15 protein-coding genes and 1 pseudogene are annotated in these 15,701 nt (G+C 60.2%); all 16 read left to right on the plus strand.

The annotated features are described in order from the left end of the window. Positions 1–64: 64 nt before the first annotated feature. The 16 genes and pseudogenes from KI235_RS08065 to KI235_RS08140 all read left to right on the plus strand — a co-directional run bounded on the left by KI235_RS08065 (position 65) and on the right by KI235_RS08140 (position 15,653). Positions 65–430, plus strand: a complete 366-nt coding sequence (locus KI235_RS08065) for a flagellar protein FlaG (RefSeq protein WP_003199070.1) — start codon at positions 65–67, stop codon at positions 428–430. 82 nt (positions 431–512) lie between these two features. Continuing rightward, complete coding sequence (fliD, locus tag KI235_RS08070; RefSeq protein WP_003199072.1) at positions 513–1,943, plus strand: flagellar filament capping protein FliD; 1,431 nt, start codon at positions 513–515, stop codon at positions 1,941–1,943. 129 nt (positions 1,944–2,072) lie between these two features. Beyond that, on the plus strand, positions 2,073–2,468 hold the full coding sequence (fliS, locus tag KI235_RS08075) for a flagellar export chaperone FliS (protein WP_003199073.1): 396 nt from the start codon (positions 2,073–2,075) through the stop codon (positions 2,466–2,468). A gap of 11 nt (positions 2,469–2,479) precedes the next feature. Then, positions 2,480–2,776: a hypothetical protein gene (locus KI235_RS08080; RefSeq protein WP_003199075.1), complete on the plus strand. Its 297-nt coding sequence runs from the start codon at positions 2,480–2,482 to the stop codon at positions 2,774–2,776. 168 nt (positions 2,777–2,944) lie between these two features. Next, entirely contained in the window at positions 2,945–4,420 is a 1,476-nt protein-coding gene (locus KI235_RS08085; protein ID WP_003199076.1) for a sigma-54 dependent transcriptional regulator, read from the plus strand. Positions 4,421–4,548: 128 nt separating this feature from the next. Beyond that, the gene (locus tag KI235_RS08090) at positions 4,549–5,739 is read left to right on the plus strand and encodes an ATP-binding protein (RefSeq protein WP_196233445.1); all 1,191 of its coding nucleotides are present in this window, start codon (positions 4,549–4,551) and stop codon (positions 5,737–5,739) included. A 5-nt stretch (positions 5,740–5,744) separates the two neighbouring features. Further along, positions 5,745–7,139 carry a sigma-54-dependent response regulator transcription factor FleR gene (gene fleR, locus KI235_RS08095; protein ID WP_028236946.1) on the plus strand — a complete coding sequence of 465 codons (1,395 nt, stop codon included), beginning with the start codon at positions 5,745–5,747 and terminating at the stop codon, positions 7,137–7,139. Positions 7,140–7,362: 223 nt separating this feature from the next. Continuing rightward, positions 7,363–7,689: a flagellar hook-basal body complex protein FliE gene (gene fliE, locus KI235_RS08100; protein ID WP_003199082.1), complete on the plus strand. Its 327-nt coding sequence runs from the start codon at positions 7,363–7,365 to the stop codon at positions 7,687–7,689. A 15-nt stretch (positions 7,690–7,704) separates the two neighbouring features. Then, positions 7,705–9,489: a flagellar basal-body MS-ring/collar protein FliF gene (gene fliF / locus KI235_RS08105; protein WP_003199084.1), complete on the plus strand. Its 1,785-nt coding sequence runs from the start codon at positions 7,705–7,707 to the stop codon at positions 9,487–9,489. Continuing rightward, positions 9,482–10,501 carry a flagellar motor switch protein FliG gene (gene fliG, locus KI235_RS08110; protein WP_003199086.1) on the plus strand — a complete coding sequence of 340 codons (1,020 nt, stop codon included), beginning with the start codon at positions 9,482–9,484 and terminating at the stop codon, positions 10,499–10,501. The genes fliF and fliG overlap by 8 nt, the downstream gene beginning before the upstream one ends. 7 nt (positions 10,502–10,508) lie before the next feature. Then, a complete protein-coding gene (fliH, locus tag KI235_RS08115; RefSeq protein WP_003199088.1) occupies positions 10,509–11,354 on the plus strand; it encodes a flagellar assembly protein FliH in 846 nt (281 codons plus the stop codon). Further along, positions 11,344–12,701, plus strand: a pseudogene (fliI, locus tag KI235_RS08120) (flagellar protein export ATPase FliI). The gene fliH and the pseudogene fliI overlap by 11 nt, the downstream one beginning before the upstream one ends. Positions 12,702–12,707: 6 nt before the next feature. Continuing rightward, positions 12,708–13,157, plus strand: coding sequence for a flagellar export protein FliJ (fliJ, locus tag KI235_RS08125; protein WP_003199091.1), 450 nt, complete (start codon positions 12,708–12,710; stop codon positions 13,155–13,157). A 102-nt stretch (positions 13,158–13,259) separates the two neighbouring features. Further along, positions 13,260–13,565 (plus strand): STAS domain-containing protein, encoded by a 306-nt coding sequence (locus KI235_RS08130; protein ID WP_003199093.1) that lies wholly within the window; start codon positions 13,260–13,262, stop codon positions 13,563–13,565. 5 nt (positions 13,566–13,570) lie between these two features. Beyond that, positions 13,571–15,277, plus strand: coding sequence for a fused response regulator/phosphatase (locus tag KI235_RS08135; protein WP_038857535.1), 1,707 nt, complete (start codon positions 13,571–13,573; stop codon positions 15,275–15,277). A gap of 31 nt (positions 15,278–15,308) precedes the next feature. Continuing rightward, on the plus strand, positions 15,309–15,653 hold the full coding sequence (locus KI235_RS08140; protein ID WP_003199096.1) for an Hpt domain-containing protein: 345 nt from the start codon (positions 15,309–15,311) through the stop codon (positions 15,651–15,653). Positions 15,654–15,701 lie beyond the last annotated feature (48 nt).

A 15,701-nucleotide genomic window follows, 5' to 3' on the forward strand; every position in this document is an offset into this window, starting at 1 on the left:
ATGAGTTTTAGCGGGGAGTGCGCTTGCGTGCTCTCTCGCTTTTTCCGTTCAAGAGGTGATGGACATGGATATGAGCGTGAAGCTGAACTTGTCTTATCCAGCGGCGAAGCCGGCACCGACAGTGGTCGACAAGCCAGTGGAGAAGCCTCAAGCCGAGGTTGCTACCGTGACTCCGGTCAAGGAAGCTCCTAAAGACGCTGCCGCCGAGCAGGACAAACTCAAGAAGGCCGTTCAGGAAATCGAGAAGTTCGTTCAGTCGGTCAAGCGCAACCTGGAGTTCTCTATTGATGAGCCTTCAGGCAAAGTAGTGGTCAAAGTGATCGCCAGTGGTTCCGGTGAAGTGATTCGCCAGATCCCGAACGAAGAAGTTCTGAAACTGGCCAACAGTTTGAATGATGCAAACAGCTTGTTGTTCAGCGCCGAAGCCTGACAACTGGCACGAATTTTGTTGCTATGTTCTTTTGGGCGTTGTAAGGGTCAAAAGGCCGGCGACATACTGAAGGGAGTCCCACATGGCAAGTCCAATTCTACCTGGCTTGGGTTTAGGCTCTGGCCTTGATACCACCGCGATAGTCAAGGCGTTGGTCGATTCTGACAAGGCCGCCAAGCAAGGTCAGATCACCCGAGCGACGACGACGACTACCAACAGTATCTCCGGGGTGGGAACCCTGAAGTCATTGTTGGCGGCTTTCAATACCGCGATGAAGGACTTGTCCAGCACAACGACCCCGCAATTCTCGGGTTTTGCTGCGACATCTTCCTCCCCCGGTGTCCTCACGGCTACCGCCAGCAACTCGGCGGTGAATGGCACTTACGCGATCAAAGTCACAAGCCTGGCCACTGCGTCCAAAGTCACTACGGCGGCTTTTGCCGGTGGTACTACCAGTGCCATCCCCTCTGGCACGCTGACCATCGCGCAGAACGGTGTCAACTACAACCTCAATGTGCCGGATGGTTCGACCCTGCAATCGGTTCGTGACGCGATCAATGCCGACACTTCGCTCAAGGCTGCCGGTTTCAGTGCGAACATCATCACCGACTCTTTCGGTTCGCGCCTGGTGCTGGGTTCAAGCACTACCGGCGCAGGTTCCGACATCTCGGTGAGTGGTATCGCCGGGCTGGAGATCGATGGGACGAACGTTGTGGGTGCCAACAATACTGCGCTGACGGCTACTTCCGCGGGCGCCATCGGTGCCCTGGCCCAGGATGCCAGCTTCACCGTCGATGGCATGCTGCTGACCAGCAAGAGCAATACGGTCAGCACGGCGATTTCCGGATTGACGTTGAATTTGCTCGGAGTGGCAGGCGGGGGCACTTCAACTGTTACCGTGGCGCCGAACAACGATGGCCTGAAAGCCTCGATCCAGAAATTTGTCGATGCCTATAACGCGATCGCCAATAGCATCACCGCACTGACCAAGCCGTCGCTCGACGATGATGGGAAGCTGACAGTCTCGGCAAAATTGACAGGCGATGCGTTGCCTCGCTCGCTGCTGGCGGCGATTCGAACGCCTTTGTCTGAAACCGGCGCCGGGGACAAGCTGACTTCGCTAGCCCAGTTGGGTATTACCACCGATCAGAAGACGGGTGCGTTGAACTTCGATAGCGTCAAATTCACCACAGCGATGAACGATAAAAAGCTCAGCGGTGAAGTGCAAACGTTGTTCACTGGCAGCAATGGCCTGCTGGAGCGCATGGGTAAGGCGATCGAGCCCTTCACCCAGACAGGTGGCATCCTCGATCAGCGGACCACGGCGCTGAACAGGACCCAGACTCGCCTGAAGAACGATCAGGAGGCTCTGGATCGTCGGGTCGAGACCCTGACCGCCGTACTGACTAAAAAGTACAACGACATGGACACCCTGGTCGGCAAGCTGAAGGCCACCGCCAGCAACATCACTTCCATGTTCGAAGCAATGACGGCGCAGCAGAAGAACAGCTGATTTTCGACCGATGCAAAAGCCCGGCAACGTTTTGACAGCGTTCCGGGCTTTCGGCTTTTTGACCTAAAGTTTTTTGACGCAGCGTCGATACGCTGTTTATACGAACTGAAGTTTTAGATGAGGTAGAACATGAATCCGATGTTGGCCCTTCGCCAATACCAGAAGATTGGCGCCCAAGCGCAAACCTCCGAAGCGAGTCCCCATCGTCTTGTGCAGATGCTCATGGAAGGCGGACTGGATCGTATCGCCCAAGCCAAGGGCGCGCTGGAGCGCAAGGATATTGCAAACAGAGGCATTCTGATCAGCAAGGCCATCGGCATCGTCGGTGGTTTGCGTGAAGGCCTGGACCTGGAAAATCGGGCCGAGTCGGTCGCTGAATTGGACGCTCTTTACGCTTACATGATGAAACGTCTGGCCGAGGCCAACGTCAAGGCCGATGCGAAGATCCTCGACGAAGTCGCCGATCTGCTTCACACGGTCAAGGAAGGCTGGGATGCCATTGCCGCGCCTGGTCCGCAATTCTAAGGAGTGCTCTCATGAGTCTTGTCCTGCAGCGAATCGAACAAACCCGTGATGCCTTGGTTGATGCCCTGGCCGAGCGAAACTGGGAGGCCATCGGTCAGTTGGACCTGGCTTGCCGTTCCTGCATGGAAGACGTCCTGGGCGAGTCCCAGGTGGATGAGGCGGCGTTGCGGATCAATCTTGAGGAGTTGCTAGGGGTGTATCGGCAATTGCTGGAGGCGGCGACAGGAGAGCGTCAGGCGATCGTCGACGAGATGCAACAGATCCATCAAGCACAGAACGCGGCAAAGGTTTACCATCTGTTCGGTTAATGCTCACTTAATCCGAGCCGTTGCGCCATAAATTTGACTGTGCGCGGTTTTTTGACTTAACTAGTAGCTGTTTACAGATTTAAGGCGTCTACAGGCATGACAAGTCTGCAAGCGTCTAGCTTGCCCCCTAATTTCGGGCATTGGGTTGACTAGGGAAGTTGCTATTGCATGTGGCGTGAAACCAAAATTCTCCTGATCGATGACGATAGCGTCCGCCGCCGCGACTTGGCGGTGATCCTGAATTTTCTCGGCGAAGAAAATTTACCCTGCGGAAGCCATGACTGGCAGCAGGCTGTCGGCTCATTGTCGTCCAGTCGTGAAGTCATCTGTGTCCTTATCGGGACCGTAAATGCTCCTGCAACGCTTTTGGGCTTGCTAAAGACACTCTCAACCTGGGATGAGTTCCTTCCGGTTTTGTTAATGGGCGAAAATTCTTCCCTTGACTTGCCTGAAGACCAGCGCCGCCGGGTTCTTTCCACGCTCGAAATGCCGCCCAGCTACAGCAAGCTGCTTGATTCGCTGCATCGCGCGCAGGTTTATCGCGAGATGTACGACCAGGCCCGTGAGCGCGGCAGGCATCGTGAACCCAACCTGTTCCGCAGCCTTGTCGGCACCAGCCGGGCGATCCAGCACGTGCGCCAGATGATGCAGCAGGTCGCCGATACCGACGCCAGCGTGCTGATCCTGGGCGAATCGGGCACCGGCAAGGAAGTGGTTGCGCGCAACCTGCATTACCACTCCAAGCGCCGCGAAGCGCCGTTCGTGCCAGTCAACTGTGGCGCGATCCCGGCCGAGTTGCTGGAGAGCGAGCTGTTTGGTCATGAGAAGGGCGCCTTTACCGGCGCGATCACCAGCCGCGCCGGGCGTTTCGAACTGGCCAACGGCGGTACGCTGTTTCTCGACGAAATCGGCGACATGCCGCTGCCGATGCAGGTCAAGCTGTTGCGGGTCCTGCAGGAGCGCACCTTCGAACGCGTGGGCAGCAACAAGACCCAGAGCGTCGATGTGCGAATCATTGCCGCTACGCACAAGAACCTCGAGAGCATGATCGAGGTTGGCAGTTTCCGCGAAGACCTCTACTACCGCCTCAACGTTTTCCCGATCGAAATGGCGCCACTGCGCGAGCGCGTCGAAGACATTCCGTTGTTGATGAACGAACTGATCTCGCGCATGGAGCACGAAAAGCGCGGTTCGATTCGTTTCAACTCGGCGGCGATCATGTCCCTGTGCCGCCATGGCTGGCCGGGCAACGTCCGTGAGCTGGCCAATCTGGTGGAGCGCATGGCGATCATGCACCCGTACGGGGTGATCGGCGTGAACGAACTGCCGAAGAAATTCCGCTACGTCGACGACGAAGACGAGCAAATGGTCGACAGCCTGCGCAGCGATCTGGAGGAGCGGGTGGCAATCAACGGCCACACACCGGATTTCACCGCCAATGCCTTGTTGCCGCCCGAAGGCCTGGATCTCAAGGATTACCTGGGAGGCCTGGAGCAAGGGCTGATCCAGCAGGCGCTGGATGATGCCAACGGTATCGTGGCCCGCGCGGCAGAACGCCTGCGCATCCGTCGCACCACCCTGGTGGAGAAGATGCGCAAGTACGGCATGAGCCGTCGCGAAGGAGATGAACAGGCGGATGATTGACGCCTGTTTTCCAACCGCCTGATTTTCAGGCGGTTTTTTTTCGGCACGGGTATTGCTATAGCCCTCGCAACGTTCCGTTTAACTGACGGTCAGCCAAGCGAGAGAGCACGATGACCCTAGCCGCCCAGATGTCTCCTGTCCCCGAGCCGGAACACATGCCGTCCGCCGAGCAGGCAAGCCGGCTTGGACTTGAGCAGGCATTTTCGCTGTTCAACCAGATGTCCAGCCAACTGACTGATTCCTACAGCCTGCTCGAAGCCCGGGTCACCGAGCTCAAGGGTGAGCTGGCCGTGGTCAGCGCCCAGCGCATGCAGGAGCTGGCGGAAAAGGAACGCCTGGCTAATCGTCTGCAAAATCTCCTCGATCTGTTGCCCGGTGGCGTTATCGTCATCGACGCCCACGGCCGTGTACGCGAAGCCAACCCCGCGGCCTGCGAGTTGCTCGGCCTGCCGTTGGAAGGCGAGCTGTGGCGGCATGTCATCGCCCGCTGCTTTGCGCCCCGTGAAGACGATGGTCATGAGGTCTCCCTCAAGGACGGTCGGCGCCTGTCCATCTCGACGCGCTCGCTGGATGCCGAGCCGGGGCAGTTGGTGCTGCTCAATGACTTGACTGAAACCCGTCACTTGCAAGACCAGCTGGCTCGCCATGAGCGCCTCTCTTCCCTGGGGCGGATGGTGGCGTCGCTGGCCCATCAGATTCGTACGCCGCTTTCTGCCGCGCTGCTCTATGCCAGTCATCTGACTGAACAGCAATTGCCGATGGAAACCCAGCAACGGTTCGCCGGACGCTTGAAAGAACGCCTGCACGAACTGGAGCACCAGGTGCGCGACATGCTGGTATTCGCTCGCGGCGAGCTGCCGTTGACCGACCGTGTCACCCCCAAGGCCTTGCTGCAATCACTGCAGGCCGCGGCGTTGACCCATGTACAGGAGCTGCCGATCCGTTGGCAGTGCGACAGCCACGTCGGCGAAGTGTTATGTAACCGCGACACGTTGGTGGGCGCGGTGTTGAACCTCATCGAAAACGCGATCCAGGCCAGCGGCGGGGACGTCCGGCTGAAAGTGCACTTATATACACGCGATCACACCTTGCGCCTGTGTGTCAGCGACAACGGCAGTGGTATCGCGCCGGCCGTGCTGGCGCGCTTGGGCGAGCCATTTTTCACCACCAAGACCACTGGCACCGGCCTGGGCCTGACCGTGATCAAGGCTGTGGCGCGTGCCCACCAGGGAGAATTGCAACTGCGCTCGCGGTTGGGTCGTGGCACCTGTGCGACGGTGTGCTTGCCGCTGTTTTCCAATGCGCCAGTGGTGGAGTGAAAGCAATGGCGATCAAGGTGTTACTGGTTGAGGATGACCGGGCCCTGCGCGAGGCGCTGGCCGATACACTGGTGCTGGCCGGGCACGACTATGCCGCTGTCGGTTCGGCGGAAGAAGCGCTGCTGGCGGTGGGGCGCGAAGCATTCAGCCTGGTGGTCAGTGACGTCAATATGCCGGGCATGGACGGCCATCAATTACTCGGCCTGTTGCGCGCCCGTCAGCCGCAACTGCCGGTCTTGCTGATGACCGCTCACGGCGCCGTCGAGCGAGCGGTGGATGCCATGCGCCAGGGCGCCGCGGATTACCTGGTCAAGCCGTTCGAGCCAAAAGCGCTGCTGGACCTGGTCGCGCGTCATGCCTTGGGCAGCCTCGCGGTCGAGGGCGAAGGCCCGGTGGCCTTTGAACCAGCCAGTGCGCAACTGCTGGAATTGGCCGCGCGGGTGGCACGCAGCGACTCAACCGTGTTGATTTCCGGCGAGTCCGGTACGGGCAAGGAAGTGCTGGCGCGCTATATCCATCAACAGTCCCGACGCGCCAGCGAACCGTTCATTGCCATCAATTGCGCGGCGATTCCCGACAACATGCTCGAAGCGACACTGTTCGGTCACGAAAAGGGCTCGTTCACGGGGGCCATCGCGGCTCAGGCCGGTAAATTCGAACAAGCCGACGGCGGCACGATCCTGCTCGATGAAATTTCCGAAATGCCGATGGGCTTGCAGGCCAAGTTGCTGCGGGTATTGCAGGAGCGGGAAGTGGAACGGGTCGGTGCGCGCAAGCCCATCAGCCTGGATATCCGCGTGGTGGCGACCACCAACCGCGACCTGGCCGGCGAAGTGGCGGCGGGGCGGTTTCGTGAGGATCTCTATTACCGCCTGTCGGTATTCCCGCTGGCCTGGCGTCCGTTGCGCGAGCGCACCGCCGATATCCTGCCTCTGGCTGAGCGTCTGCTGAACAAACACGTCAATAAAATGAAGCATGCGGCGGCGCGGCTATCAGCGCAGGCTCAGGCCTGCCTGATTGCCTACCCATGGCCGGGAAATGTCCGAGAGCTCGATAACGCCATCCAGCGGGCCTTGATCCTGCAGCAGGGCGGCTTGATCCAACCGGAGGATTTCTGCCTGGCCGGCCCGGTGGCCTGCGCGCCATTGCCTGCTCTGTCGCCAGTACCAGCAGCGGCCTTTGCGCCTGCGGTGGAAGTGGAGGGCGAGTCGGCCGGCGCCTTGGGAGACGACCTGCGTCGTCGCGAATTCCAGATGATCATCGACACCCTGCGCGCCGAACGCGGTCGTCGCAAGGAGGCGGCCGAACGCCTGGGGATCAGCCCGCGTACCCTGCGCTACAAACTGGCGCAAATGCGCGACGCCGGCATGGATGTCGAGGCTTATCTGTTCGCCAGTTGAATAAGCGCCAAAAATCCCTGTGGGAGCGAGCTTGCTCGCGATAGCGGTGGGTCAGTCAAGTTGAGGTCGGATGTGATGGGTTATCGCGAGCAAGCTCGCTCCCACAATGGAGTTGTGCGCGCATTTGTTTTTTGCGGCCATGGAGCTGGCACCCTTGTTGCTAATACCTGAATACCCGCTGAGTAAGTGTCAAAAAAATGCGGGCCGCCAGAGAGAGTAGACCATGAGCCAAGGTATTGAATTTAATCGGTTGATGTTGGACATGCGGGCCATGCAAATGGACGCCATGGCCCAGCCTAAATCGGTCGCGGTCCCCCAGGTGGGTGGCAGCAGCTTTTCCGACATGCTCGGTCAGGCCGTCAATAAAGTGAACGATACCCAGCAGGCATCGAACCAGTTGGCCAGTGCTTTCGAGATTGGCAAAAGTGGCGTCGACCTGACGGACGTAATGATCTCCTCGCAGAAAGCCAGTGTCTCGTTTCAGGCGTTGACCCAGGTTCGTAACAAACTGGTTCAAGCCTACCAAGACATCATGCAGATGCCGGTTTAAGGAAATTATTGAGTCATGGCAGAAGCAGCCGTTGATAACGTTCCGGCCAAGGCCACTCCGGTAGACGGCAAACCGCCGCTATTCGGTCTGTCCTTCCTGGAAAATCTCTCCGAGATGACCATGCTGCGTCAGGTGGGCCTGTTGGTCGGCCTGGCTGCCAGCGTGGCGATTGGTTTTGCCGTGGTGCTGTGGTCCCAGCAGCCGGACTACCGGCCGCTGTATGGCAGCCTGGCGGGCATGGACGCCAAGCAAGTCATGGAAACCCTGGCTTCCGCCGACATTCCTTACACCGTCGAACCCAACTCCGGCGCGTTGCTGGTCAAGGCCGATGACGTTGCCCGTGCGCGCCTCAAGCTCGCTGCGGCTGGCGTGACGCCTACCGATGGCAACATCGGTTTCGAGATCCTCGACAAGGACCAGGGCCTGGGCACCAGCCAATTCATGGAAGCGACCCGTTATCGTCGCGGCCTGGAGGGTGAGCTGGCGCGGACCATTTCCAGCCTGAACAACGTCAAGGGCGCCCGTGTGCACCTGGCGATCCCGAAAAGCTCGGTGTTCGTGCGCGATGAGCGCAAGCCCAGCGCTTCGGTATTGGTCGAGCTGTATTCGGGCCGCTCCCTGGAGCCAGGCCAAGTGCTTGCCATCATCAACCTGGTGGCAACCAGCGTACCTGAGCTGAGCAAATCGCAGATCACTGTGGTCGACCAGAAAGGCAACCTGCTGTCCGATCAGGCGGAAAACTCCGAACTGACCATGGCCGGCAAGCAATTCGATTACAGCCGCCGCATGGAAGGCATGCTGACCCAGCGGGTGCACAACATCCTGCAACCGATCCTGGGTAACGATCGCTACAAAGCCGAAGTGTCGGCTGATGTCGACTTCAGCGCCGTCGAGTCCACTTCCGAGCAGTTCAACCCGGATCAACCGGCGTTGCGCAGCGAACAGTCGGTGAATGAGCAGCGTACTGCCAGCAATGGCCCGCAAGGCGTACCGGGTGCCCTGAGCAACCAGCCGCCGTCGCCGGCCAGCGCGCCGCAAACCACCGGTGGCGCCACGGCGGCCGCCGGCATGGTGCAGCCAGGCCAACCGCTGATCGATGCCAATGGCCAGCAGATCATGGACCCGGCCACCGGCCAGCCGATGCTGGCGCCGTATCCGGCCGACAAGCGTCAGCAGTCGACCAAGAACTTCGAACTCGACCGCTCCATCAGCCACACCAAGCAGCAGCAGGGCCGTTTGACCCGCTTGTCGGTCGCCGTGGTGGTGGACGATCAGGTCAAGGTCAATGCGGCCAACGGCGAAACCAGTCGTGCACCATGGAGTGCCGACGAATTGGCGCGCTTTACTCGCCTGGTGCAGGACGCCGTCGGTTTCGACGCCAGCCGCGGCGACAGCGTCAGCGTGATCAACGTACCGTTCTCCCTGGAACGCGGTGAAGTGGTCGCCGATATTCCGTTTTATTCGCAACCCTGGTTCTGGGATGTGGTCAAGCAAGTACTGGGTGTGCTGTTTATCCTGGTGCTGGTGTTTGGCGTGCTGCGTCCGGTGCTCAACAACATCACCGGTGGCGGCAAGAGCAAGCAGTTGGCAGGTTTTGGTGATGTCGAGCTGGGAGGCATGGGCGGCCTGGATGGCGAATTGGCCAACGATCGCGTCAGCCTCGGCGGGCCGCAGAGCATTCTGCTGCCAAGCCCGAGTGAAGGCTATGACGCTCAGTTGAACGCCATCAAGAGTCTGGTGGCAGAAGATCCGGGTCGTGTGGCCCAGGTCGTGAAAGAGTGGATTAACGCAGATGAGTGATAATCGAGCCGCTGTTGCCAAATTGTCCCGGGTCGACAAAGCCGCGATCCTGCTGCTGTCTCTGGGTTCGACCGACGCTGCCCAGGTGCTGCGCCACATGGGGCCCAAGGAGGTCCAGCGTGTGGGCGTGGCCATGGCACAAATGGGCAACGTGCACCGTGAACAGGTCGAGCAGGTGATGAGTGAGTTCGTCGACATCGTCGGCGATCAGACCAGCCTGGGCGTCGGTTCCGACGACTATGTGCGCAAGATGCTCACCCAGGCACTGGGCGAGGACAAGGCCAACGGCCTGATCGACCGGATCCTGTTGGGCGGCAACACCAGCGGCCTGGACAGCCTCAAGTGGATGGAGCCGCGGGCGGTTGCCGACGTGATCCGTTACGAGCACCCGCAGATCCAGGCGATCGTGGTGGCTTACCTCGATCCGGACCAGGCCGGTGAAGTGTTGGGCAACTTCGACCACAAGGTGCGCCTGGACATCATCCTGCGGGTGTCTTCGCTCAACACCGTGCAGCCGGCGGCCCTGAAAGAATTGAACCAGATTCTCGAGAAGCAGTTCTCGGGCAACTCCAATGCCTCGCGCACCACCCTGGGTGGCATCAAGCGCGCGGCGGACATCATGAACTTCCTCGACAGTTCGATCGAAGGTCAGTTGATGGACTCGATCCGCGAGTTCGACGAAGACCTGTCCGGTCAGATCGAAGACCTCATGTTCGTGTTCAACAACCTGTCCGATGTCGACGATCGTGGCATCCAGGCGCTGTTGCGCGAAGTGTCGTCCGACGTGCTGGTACTGGCCCTCAAGGGGTCGGACGAAGGCGTCAAGGAAAAGATCTTCAAGAACATGTCCAAACGGGCGGCCGAACTGTTGCGCGACGATCTCGAGGCCAAGGGCCCGGTACGCGTCAGCGACGTGGAAACCGCACAGAAGGAAATCCTCACCATCGCCCGCCGCATGGCCGAAGCCGGGGAGATCGTTCTCGGTGGCAAGGGCGGCGAAGAGATGATCTAAGGTCGTTATGTCTGCCAAGAGTGATGAAGCACCCAGCGACCTGATCCGCGCCCGTGACGTCGGTGGTTTCGACGTCTGGTCGCTGCCCAGCTTCGACCCCCATGTTCCCGAGCCTGAGCCGGAACCGGTGGAAGAGCTGCCGGAACCGGAGGAAGTGCCGCTGGAGGAAGTCCAGCCACTGACCCTCGAGGAAGTCGAGAGCATTCGCCAGGAAGCCTACAACGAAGGCTTTGCCGTGGGTGAAAAGGAAGGCTTCCACAGCACCTCGCTCAAGGTCCGCCAGGAAGCCGATGTGGCGCTGACGGCCAAGCTCCGTGCCTTGGAATCGCTGATGCTCAACCTGTTCGACCCTATCGCCGAGCAGGACAGCCAGATCGAGAAATCCCTGGTGGGGCTGGTGCAGCACATCGCCCGGCAAGTGATCCAGCGCGAGCTGGCCATCGATTCGACCCAGATCGAACATGTCATGCGCGAAGCGCTCAAGTTGTTGCCATTGGGCGTGGGCAACGTGCGGCTGTACATCAATCCCCAGGACTTCGAGCTGGTCAAGGCGCTGCGCGAACGCCATGAAGAAACCTGGCGTATCGTCGAGGACGCTTCGCTGCTGCCCGGCGGCTGCCGTGTGGAAACCGAACACAGCCGCATCGACGCCACCGTTGAAACGCGCATCAGTCAGATCATGGCCAAATTGTTCGACCAGTTGCACGAACAGGCCCTGCATCCGGCCGCTCCCGATCTGAGCCTGGAGTTGCCGGACGAACCCCTGATCAGCGCTGATGCCGCGCCGGCCGATGCTGGCTTGGATGTACCTGAATTGGACGCTTCTGCACTGGACAACCGCGATGCGCCTTGAGCGAACCAGTTTCGGCAAGCGCCTGGGCAGCTACGCCGAGGCCAGCGAGCTGGCCGGTCAACCGATCCTGGAAGGCCGCCTGCTGCGCATGGTCGGCCTGACCCTCGAAGCCGAAGGTCTTCGTGCCGCCATGGGCAGCCGTTGCATGGTGATCAACGACGACAGCTATCACCCGGTGCAGGTCGAAGCTGAAGTCATGGGCTTCTCCGGCAGCAAGGTCTTCTTGATGCCGGTGGGCAGCGTTGCTGGCATCGCCCCGGGTGCGCGCGTGGTGCCCCTGGCCGACAATGGCCGCCTGCCCATGGGCATGAGCATGCTCGGGCGCGTGCTGGACGGGGCCGGGCGGGCCCTGGACGGCAAGGGCGGCATGAAGGCTGAAGACTGGGTGCCGATGGACGGCCCGACGATCAATCCCCTCAAGCGTGACCCCATCAGCGTACCGCTGGACGTGGGCATCCGCTGCATCAACGGTTTATTGACGGTCGGACGCGGCCAGCGTCTGGGCCTGTTCGCCGGTACCGGGTGGGCAAGAGTGTGCTGCTGGGCATGATGACCCGCTTCACCGAAGCCGACATCATCGTGGTGGGGCTGATCGGCGAGCGGGGTCGCGAGGTGAAGGAATTCATCGAGCACATTCTTGGCGAGGAAGGGCTCAAGCGTTCGGTGGTGGTGGCTTCGCCGGCGGACGATGCGCCATTGATGCGCCTGCGGGCAGCCATGTACTGCACGCGCATTGCCGAGTACTTTCGCGACAAGGGCAAGAACGTCCTGCTGTTGATGGATTCGCTGACCCGTTTCGCCCAGGCCCAGCGGGAAATCGCCCTGGCCATCGGCGAGCCGCCGGCCACCAAGGGTTATCCGCCTTCGGTATTCGCCAAGCTGCCGAAACTGGTGGAGCGCGCCGGCAATGCGGAAAAGGGCGGCGGTTCGATCACCGCGTTCTATACCGTGCTGTCCGAAGGCGACGACCAGCAGGATCCCATCGCCGACTCGGCCCGGGGCGTACTCGACGGGCACATCGTGCTGTCCAGGCGCCTGGCCGAAGAAGGGCATTACCCGGCCATCGACATCGAGGCGTCCATCAGCCGGGTCATGCCGTCGGTGATCAGCGCCGAACACATGAAGCGCGCCCAGCAGTTCAAGCAGTACTGGTCGCGCTACCAGCAAAGCCGCGACCTGATCAGCGTCGGCGCCTATGTCCCCGGTGGTGACCGTGAGACCGACACCGCCATCAGTCTTTACCCGGCCATGGCCGTTTACCTGCGCCAGAGCCTGAACGACAACATCGGCATGGGCGCCAGCGAAGCGCATTTGCAGACTATTTTCGCCCCGGTCTCAGGCACGTAACCGGCCATGGCCACGAGTCGTGCGGCACGCCTGGCGCCAGTGGTGGACATGGCGGAAAAGGCCGAGAAGACTGCCGTCCAGCGACTGGCGTATTTTCAGGGCCAGGTCAAAGTCGCCGAAAGCAAACTGGCAGACCTCGAAAACTTTCGACTCGAGTACCAGGAGCAGTGGATCGCCCGGGGCGCCCACGGGGTTTCCGGGCAGTGGTTATTGGGTTACCAAGGATTCCTTGCGCAGTTGGGTACCGCTATCGACCAGCAGCGCCAGAGCCTGGTCTGGCACCAGAACAACCTGGAGAAGGCCCGCCAGAGCTGGCAAGAGGCGTTTGCCCGGGTCGAAGGGCTGCGTAAACTGGTGCAGCGCTATATTGATGAGGCACGGCAACTGGAAGACAAGCGCGAACAGAAACTCCTCGATGAGTTGTCCCAGCGCCTGCCACGCCAGAATCCCTATTGATGCGAAACCGCGATTTTGTCGGCTGAATGAGGCAAAACCTTGCTCAGACCTTTACCAGATGCTACACCTTGTACACGTATGTCCATGACAAGGAAGCCGATCATGTCAGTTGTTACCGAAGTATCCCCCGATGGGCATAAGCTGACGATCTCGATCAAAGGTCGATTCGATTTCGGGCGGCATCAGGAATTTCGTGAGTCCTATGAACGGCTCAACAAAAAACCTGACTCCATCGTGGTGGATTTGAAAGACGCCACTTATCTCGACAGTTCCGCCTTGGGCATGCTCCTGCTGTTGCGTGATCATGCCGGTGGCGATGCGTCGGATATCCGCGTTGTCAACAGCAGCAATGACGTCAAGAAAATCCTCGCGATCTCCAATTTCGACAAGCTGTTCGACATCAGTTGATCGCCATGCAATCGTCGTCGGAGTCGCTGACGGTCCTGATTGCCGAAGACAGTGCCGCTGACCGACTGCTGTTGTCGACCATCGTCCGCCGCCAGGGGCATCATGTGCTCACTGCGGCCGATGGCGCCGAAGCGGTCGACGTCTATCTGGAGCAGCGTCCGCACCTGGTGTTGATGGACGCGATGATGCCGGTGATGGACGGCTTTGAAGCCGCGCAGAAGATCAAGCAGTTGGCCGGGGACCAGTTGGTCCCGATTATTTTCCTCACCTCGTTGACTGAGGGCGAAGCCCTGGCCCGTTGCGTGGAAGCGGGCGGCGACGATTTCCTGGCCAAACCCTACAACCAAGTGATCCTGGCGGCCAAGATCAAGGCCATGGATCGCTTGCGTCGGTTGCAGGCCACGGTGGTGGAGCAGCGCGACCAGATTGCCCGGCACCATGACTACTTGCTCAACGAGCAACGGGTCGCCAAGGCCGTGTTCGACAAGATCGCCCACTCCGGCTGCCTGAGCGCGCCGAACATCCGTTACTTGCAATCGCCTTATGCCTTGTTCAACGGTGACCTGCTGTTGGCAGCGTTCAATCCGGCCGGCGACATGCACGTCCTGCTGGGGGATTTCACCGGCCACGGTTTGCCCGCGGCGGTCGGCGCGATGCCGCTGGCGGAAGTGTTCTACGGGATGACCGCCAAGGGCTACGGCCTGGCGCAGATCCTGCGAGAGATGAATGCCAAGCTCAAGCGCATCCTGCCGGTCGACATGTTCTGTTGCGCGACGTTGTTATGCCTGAGCTTCCAGCGTTGCACGGTAGAGATCTGGAACGGCGGCATGCCCGATGGATACCTGCATGACAGCCTCAGTGGCGTGCGTACGCCATTGCCGGCGCGGCACCTGCCGTTGGGCGTGCTCACACCTCAATTATTCGATGACCGCACCGAAGTGCATACCATGTCGCTGGGTGACCGGGTGTTCCTGTTGTCCGACGGTGTGATCGATACCACCGACGAAGACGAGCAACTGTTTGGCGTGGAACGGCTGCAACAGGTGTTCGCCGCCAACCGTGAACCCGACCTGCTGTTTGAAGACATCCAGCAGGCCTTGCGGGATTTTCGCGGTGAGTCGCGGGATGACTTCAGCATGGTCGAGTTGCGATTGGTCGCACCGACGCAACTCAATCCGCCGCCACCGGTCTATTCCGATAGCGGTCAGTCCAGCCCGCTGGATTGGTCGGTGAGCTTCGAGTTCCGGGCGCAGACGCTAAAACGCTTCAACCCGATGCCCTACTTGCTGCAATTGCTGCTTGAGGTCCATGGGCTCAGGGTGCAGAGTGGCGCCCTTTACAGCGTCATGTCGGAGCTGTATTCCAATGCCCTGGATCATGGGGTGCTGGGGCTCGACTCCAGTCTCAAGCGTGACGCGGCGGGTTTTGCCCGCTATTACAGGGAGCGCAATACGCGCCTGGATGAACTGAGCGACGGCTACGTGCGGGTGCACTTGCATGTCTCGCCAAACGGTGAGGGTGGGTGCCTGGCCATAGAGGTCGAGGACAGTGGCGAAGGCTTTGATGTCGCCAGGGTGCTGGCGCGTCCTGTGGACACTGATCGGTTGTCGGGGCGCGGCGTGAGCCTGGTACGCCAGTTGAGCCACCAAGCCAGTTGGTCAGACGATGGTCGTAGTGCGCGCGTGGAGTTTTTCTGGGAGGCTCCGGCATAATCGGCGCCATTCTTGATCAGGGAGCGAACAAGTGAACGAGATTCATCTGGACCGCGACGTGCTCAGCACGCTGAAGGAAGTCATGGAGGAGGGGTATCTGGAGTTGCTGGATACGTTTCTCAATGACTCGGAGGCTCGCCTGCGCGTGCTGCATGAGGCGCGGGACGCTGAAAAACTGAGCGCCACGGCCCACAGCTTCAAGGGTAGCAGCAGCAACATGGGCGCTATCCGCCTGGCCGAGCTGTGTGGCGAACTGGAGCAGCGTGCCAAACAGCCCTCATTGGGTGGTATCGAGAAACTGGTCAACGAAATCGACAGTGAATTCGCTCATGTTCGCAAGCTTTGCCGAGAAGAGCGCGAAGGCTTTCACTGCTGAGATTTGACGGTCGGGCAGACGTTGGCCCGTGCCTTGCATTACCTAGTC

Origin of the sequence: Pseudomonas sp. St386 (genome assembly GCF_018325865.1) — a bacterium.
Lineage (GTDB): Bacteria > Pseudomonadota > Gammaproteobacteria > Pseudomonadales > Pseudomonadaceae > Aquipseudomonas > Aquipseudomonas brassicacearum.

Excerpts from the sequence above, each read along its gene's own strand:
- KI235_RS08065 (WP_003199070.1), top strand. The coding sequence starts at position 65 with ATGGATATGAGCGTGAAGCTGAACTTGTCTTATCCAGCGGCGAAGCCG.
- fliD (WP_003199072.1), top strand. The coding sequence starts at position 513 with ATGGCAAGTCCAATTCTACCTGGCTTGGGTTTAGGCTCTGGCCTTGAT.
- fliS (WP_003199073.1), top strand. The coding sequence starts at position 2,073 with ATGAATCCGATGTTGGCCCTTCGCCAATACCAGAAGATTGGCGCCCAA.
- KI235_RS08080 (WP_003199075.1), top strand. The coding sequence starts at position 2,480 with ATGAGTCTTGTCCTGCAGCGAATCGAACAAACCCGTGATGCCTTGGTT.
- KI235_RS08085 (WP_003199076.1), top strand. The coding sequence starts at position 2,945 with ATGTGGCGTGAAACCAAAATTCTCCTGATCGATGACGATAGCGTCCGC.
- KI235_RS08090 (WP_196233445.1), top strand. The coding sequence starts at position 4,549 with ATGTCTCCTGTCCCCGAGCCGGAACACATGCCGTCCGCCGAGCAGGCA.
- fleR (WP_028236946.1), top strand. The coding sequence starts at position 5,745 with ATGGCGATCAAGGTGTTACTGGTTGAGGATGACCGGGCCCTGCGCGAG.
- fliE (WP_003199082.1), top strand. The coding sequence starts at position 7,363 with ATGAGCCAAGGTATTGAATTTAATCGGTTGATGTTGGACATGCGGGCC.
- fliF (WP_003199084.1), top strand. The coding sequence starts at position 7,705 with ATGGCAGAAGCAGCCGTTGATAACGTTCCGGCCAAGGCCACTCCGGTA.
- fliG (WP_003199086.1), top strand. The coding sequence starts at position 9,482 with ATGAGTGATAATCGAGCCGCTGTTGCCAAATTGTCCCGGGTCGACAAA.
- fliH (WP_003199088.1), top strand. The coding sequence starts at position 10,509 with ATGTCTGCCAAGAGTGATGAAGCACCCAGCGACCTGATCCGCGCCCGT.
- fliJ (WP_003199091.1), top strand. The coding sequence starts at position 12,708 with ATGGCCACGAGTCGTGCGGCACGCCTGGCGCCAGTGGTGGACATGGCG.
- KI235_RS08130 (WP_003199093.1), top strand. The coding sequence starts at position 13,260 with ATGTCAGTTGTTACCGAAGTATCCCCCGATGGGCATAAGCTGACGATC.
- KI235_RS08135 (WP_038857535.1), top strand. The coding sequence starts at position 13,571 with ATGCAATCGTCGTCGGAGTCGCTGACGGTCCTGATTGCCGAAGACAGT.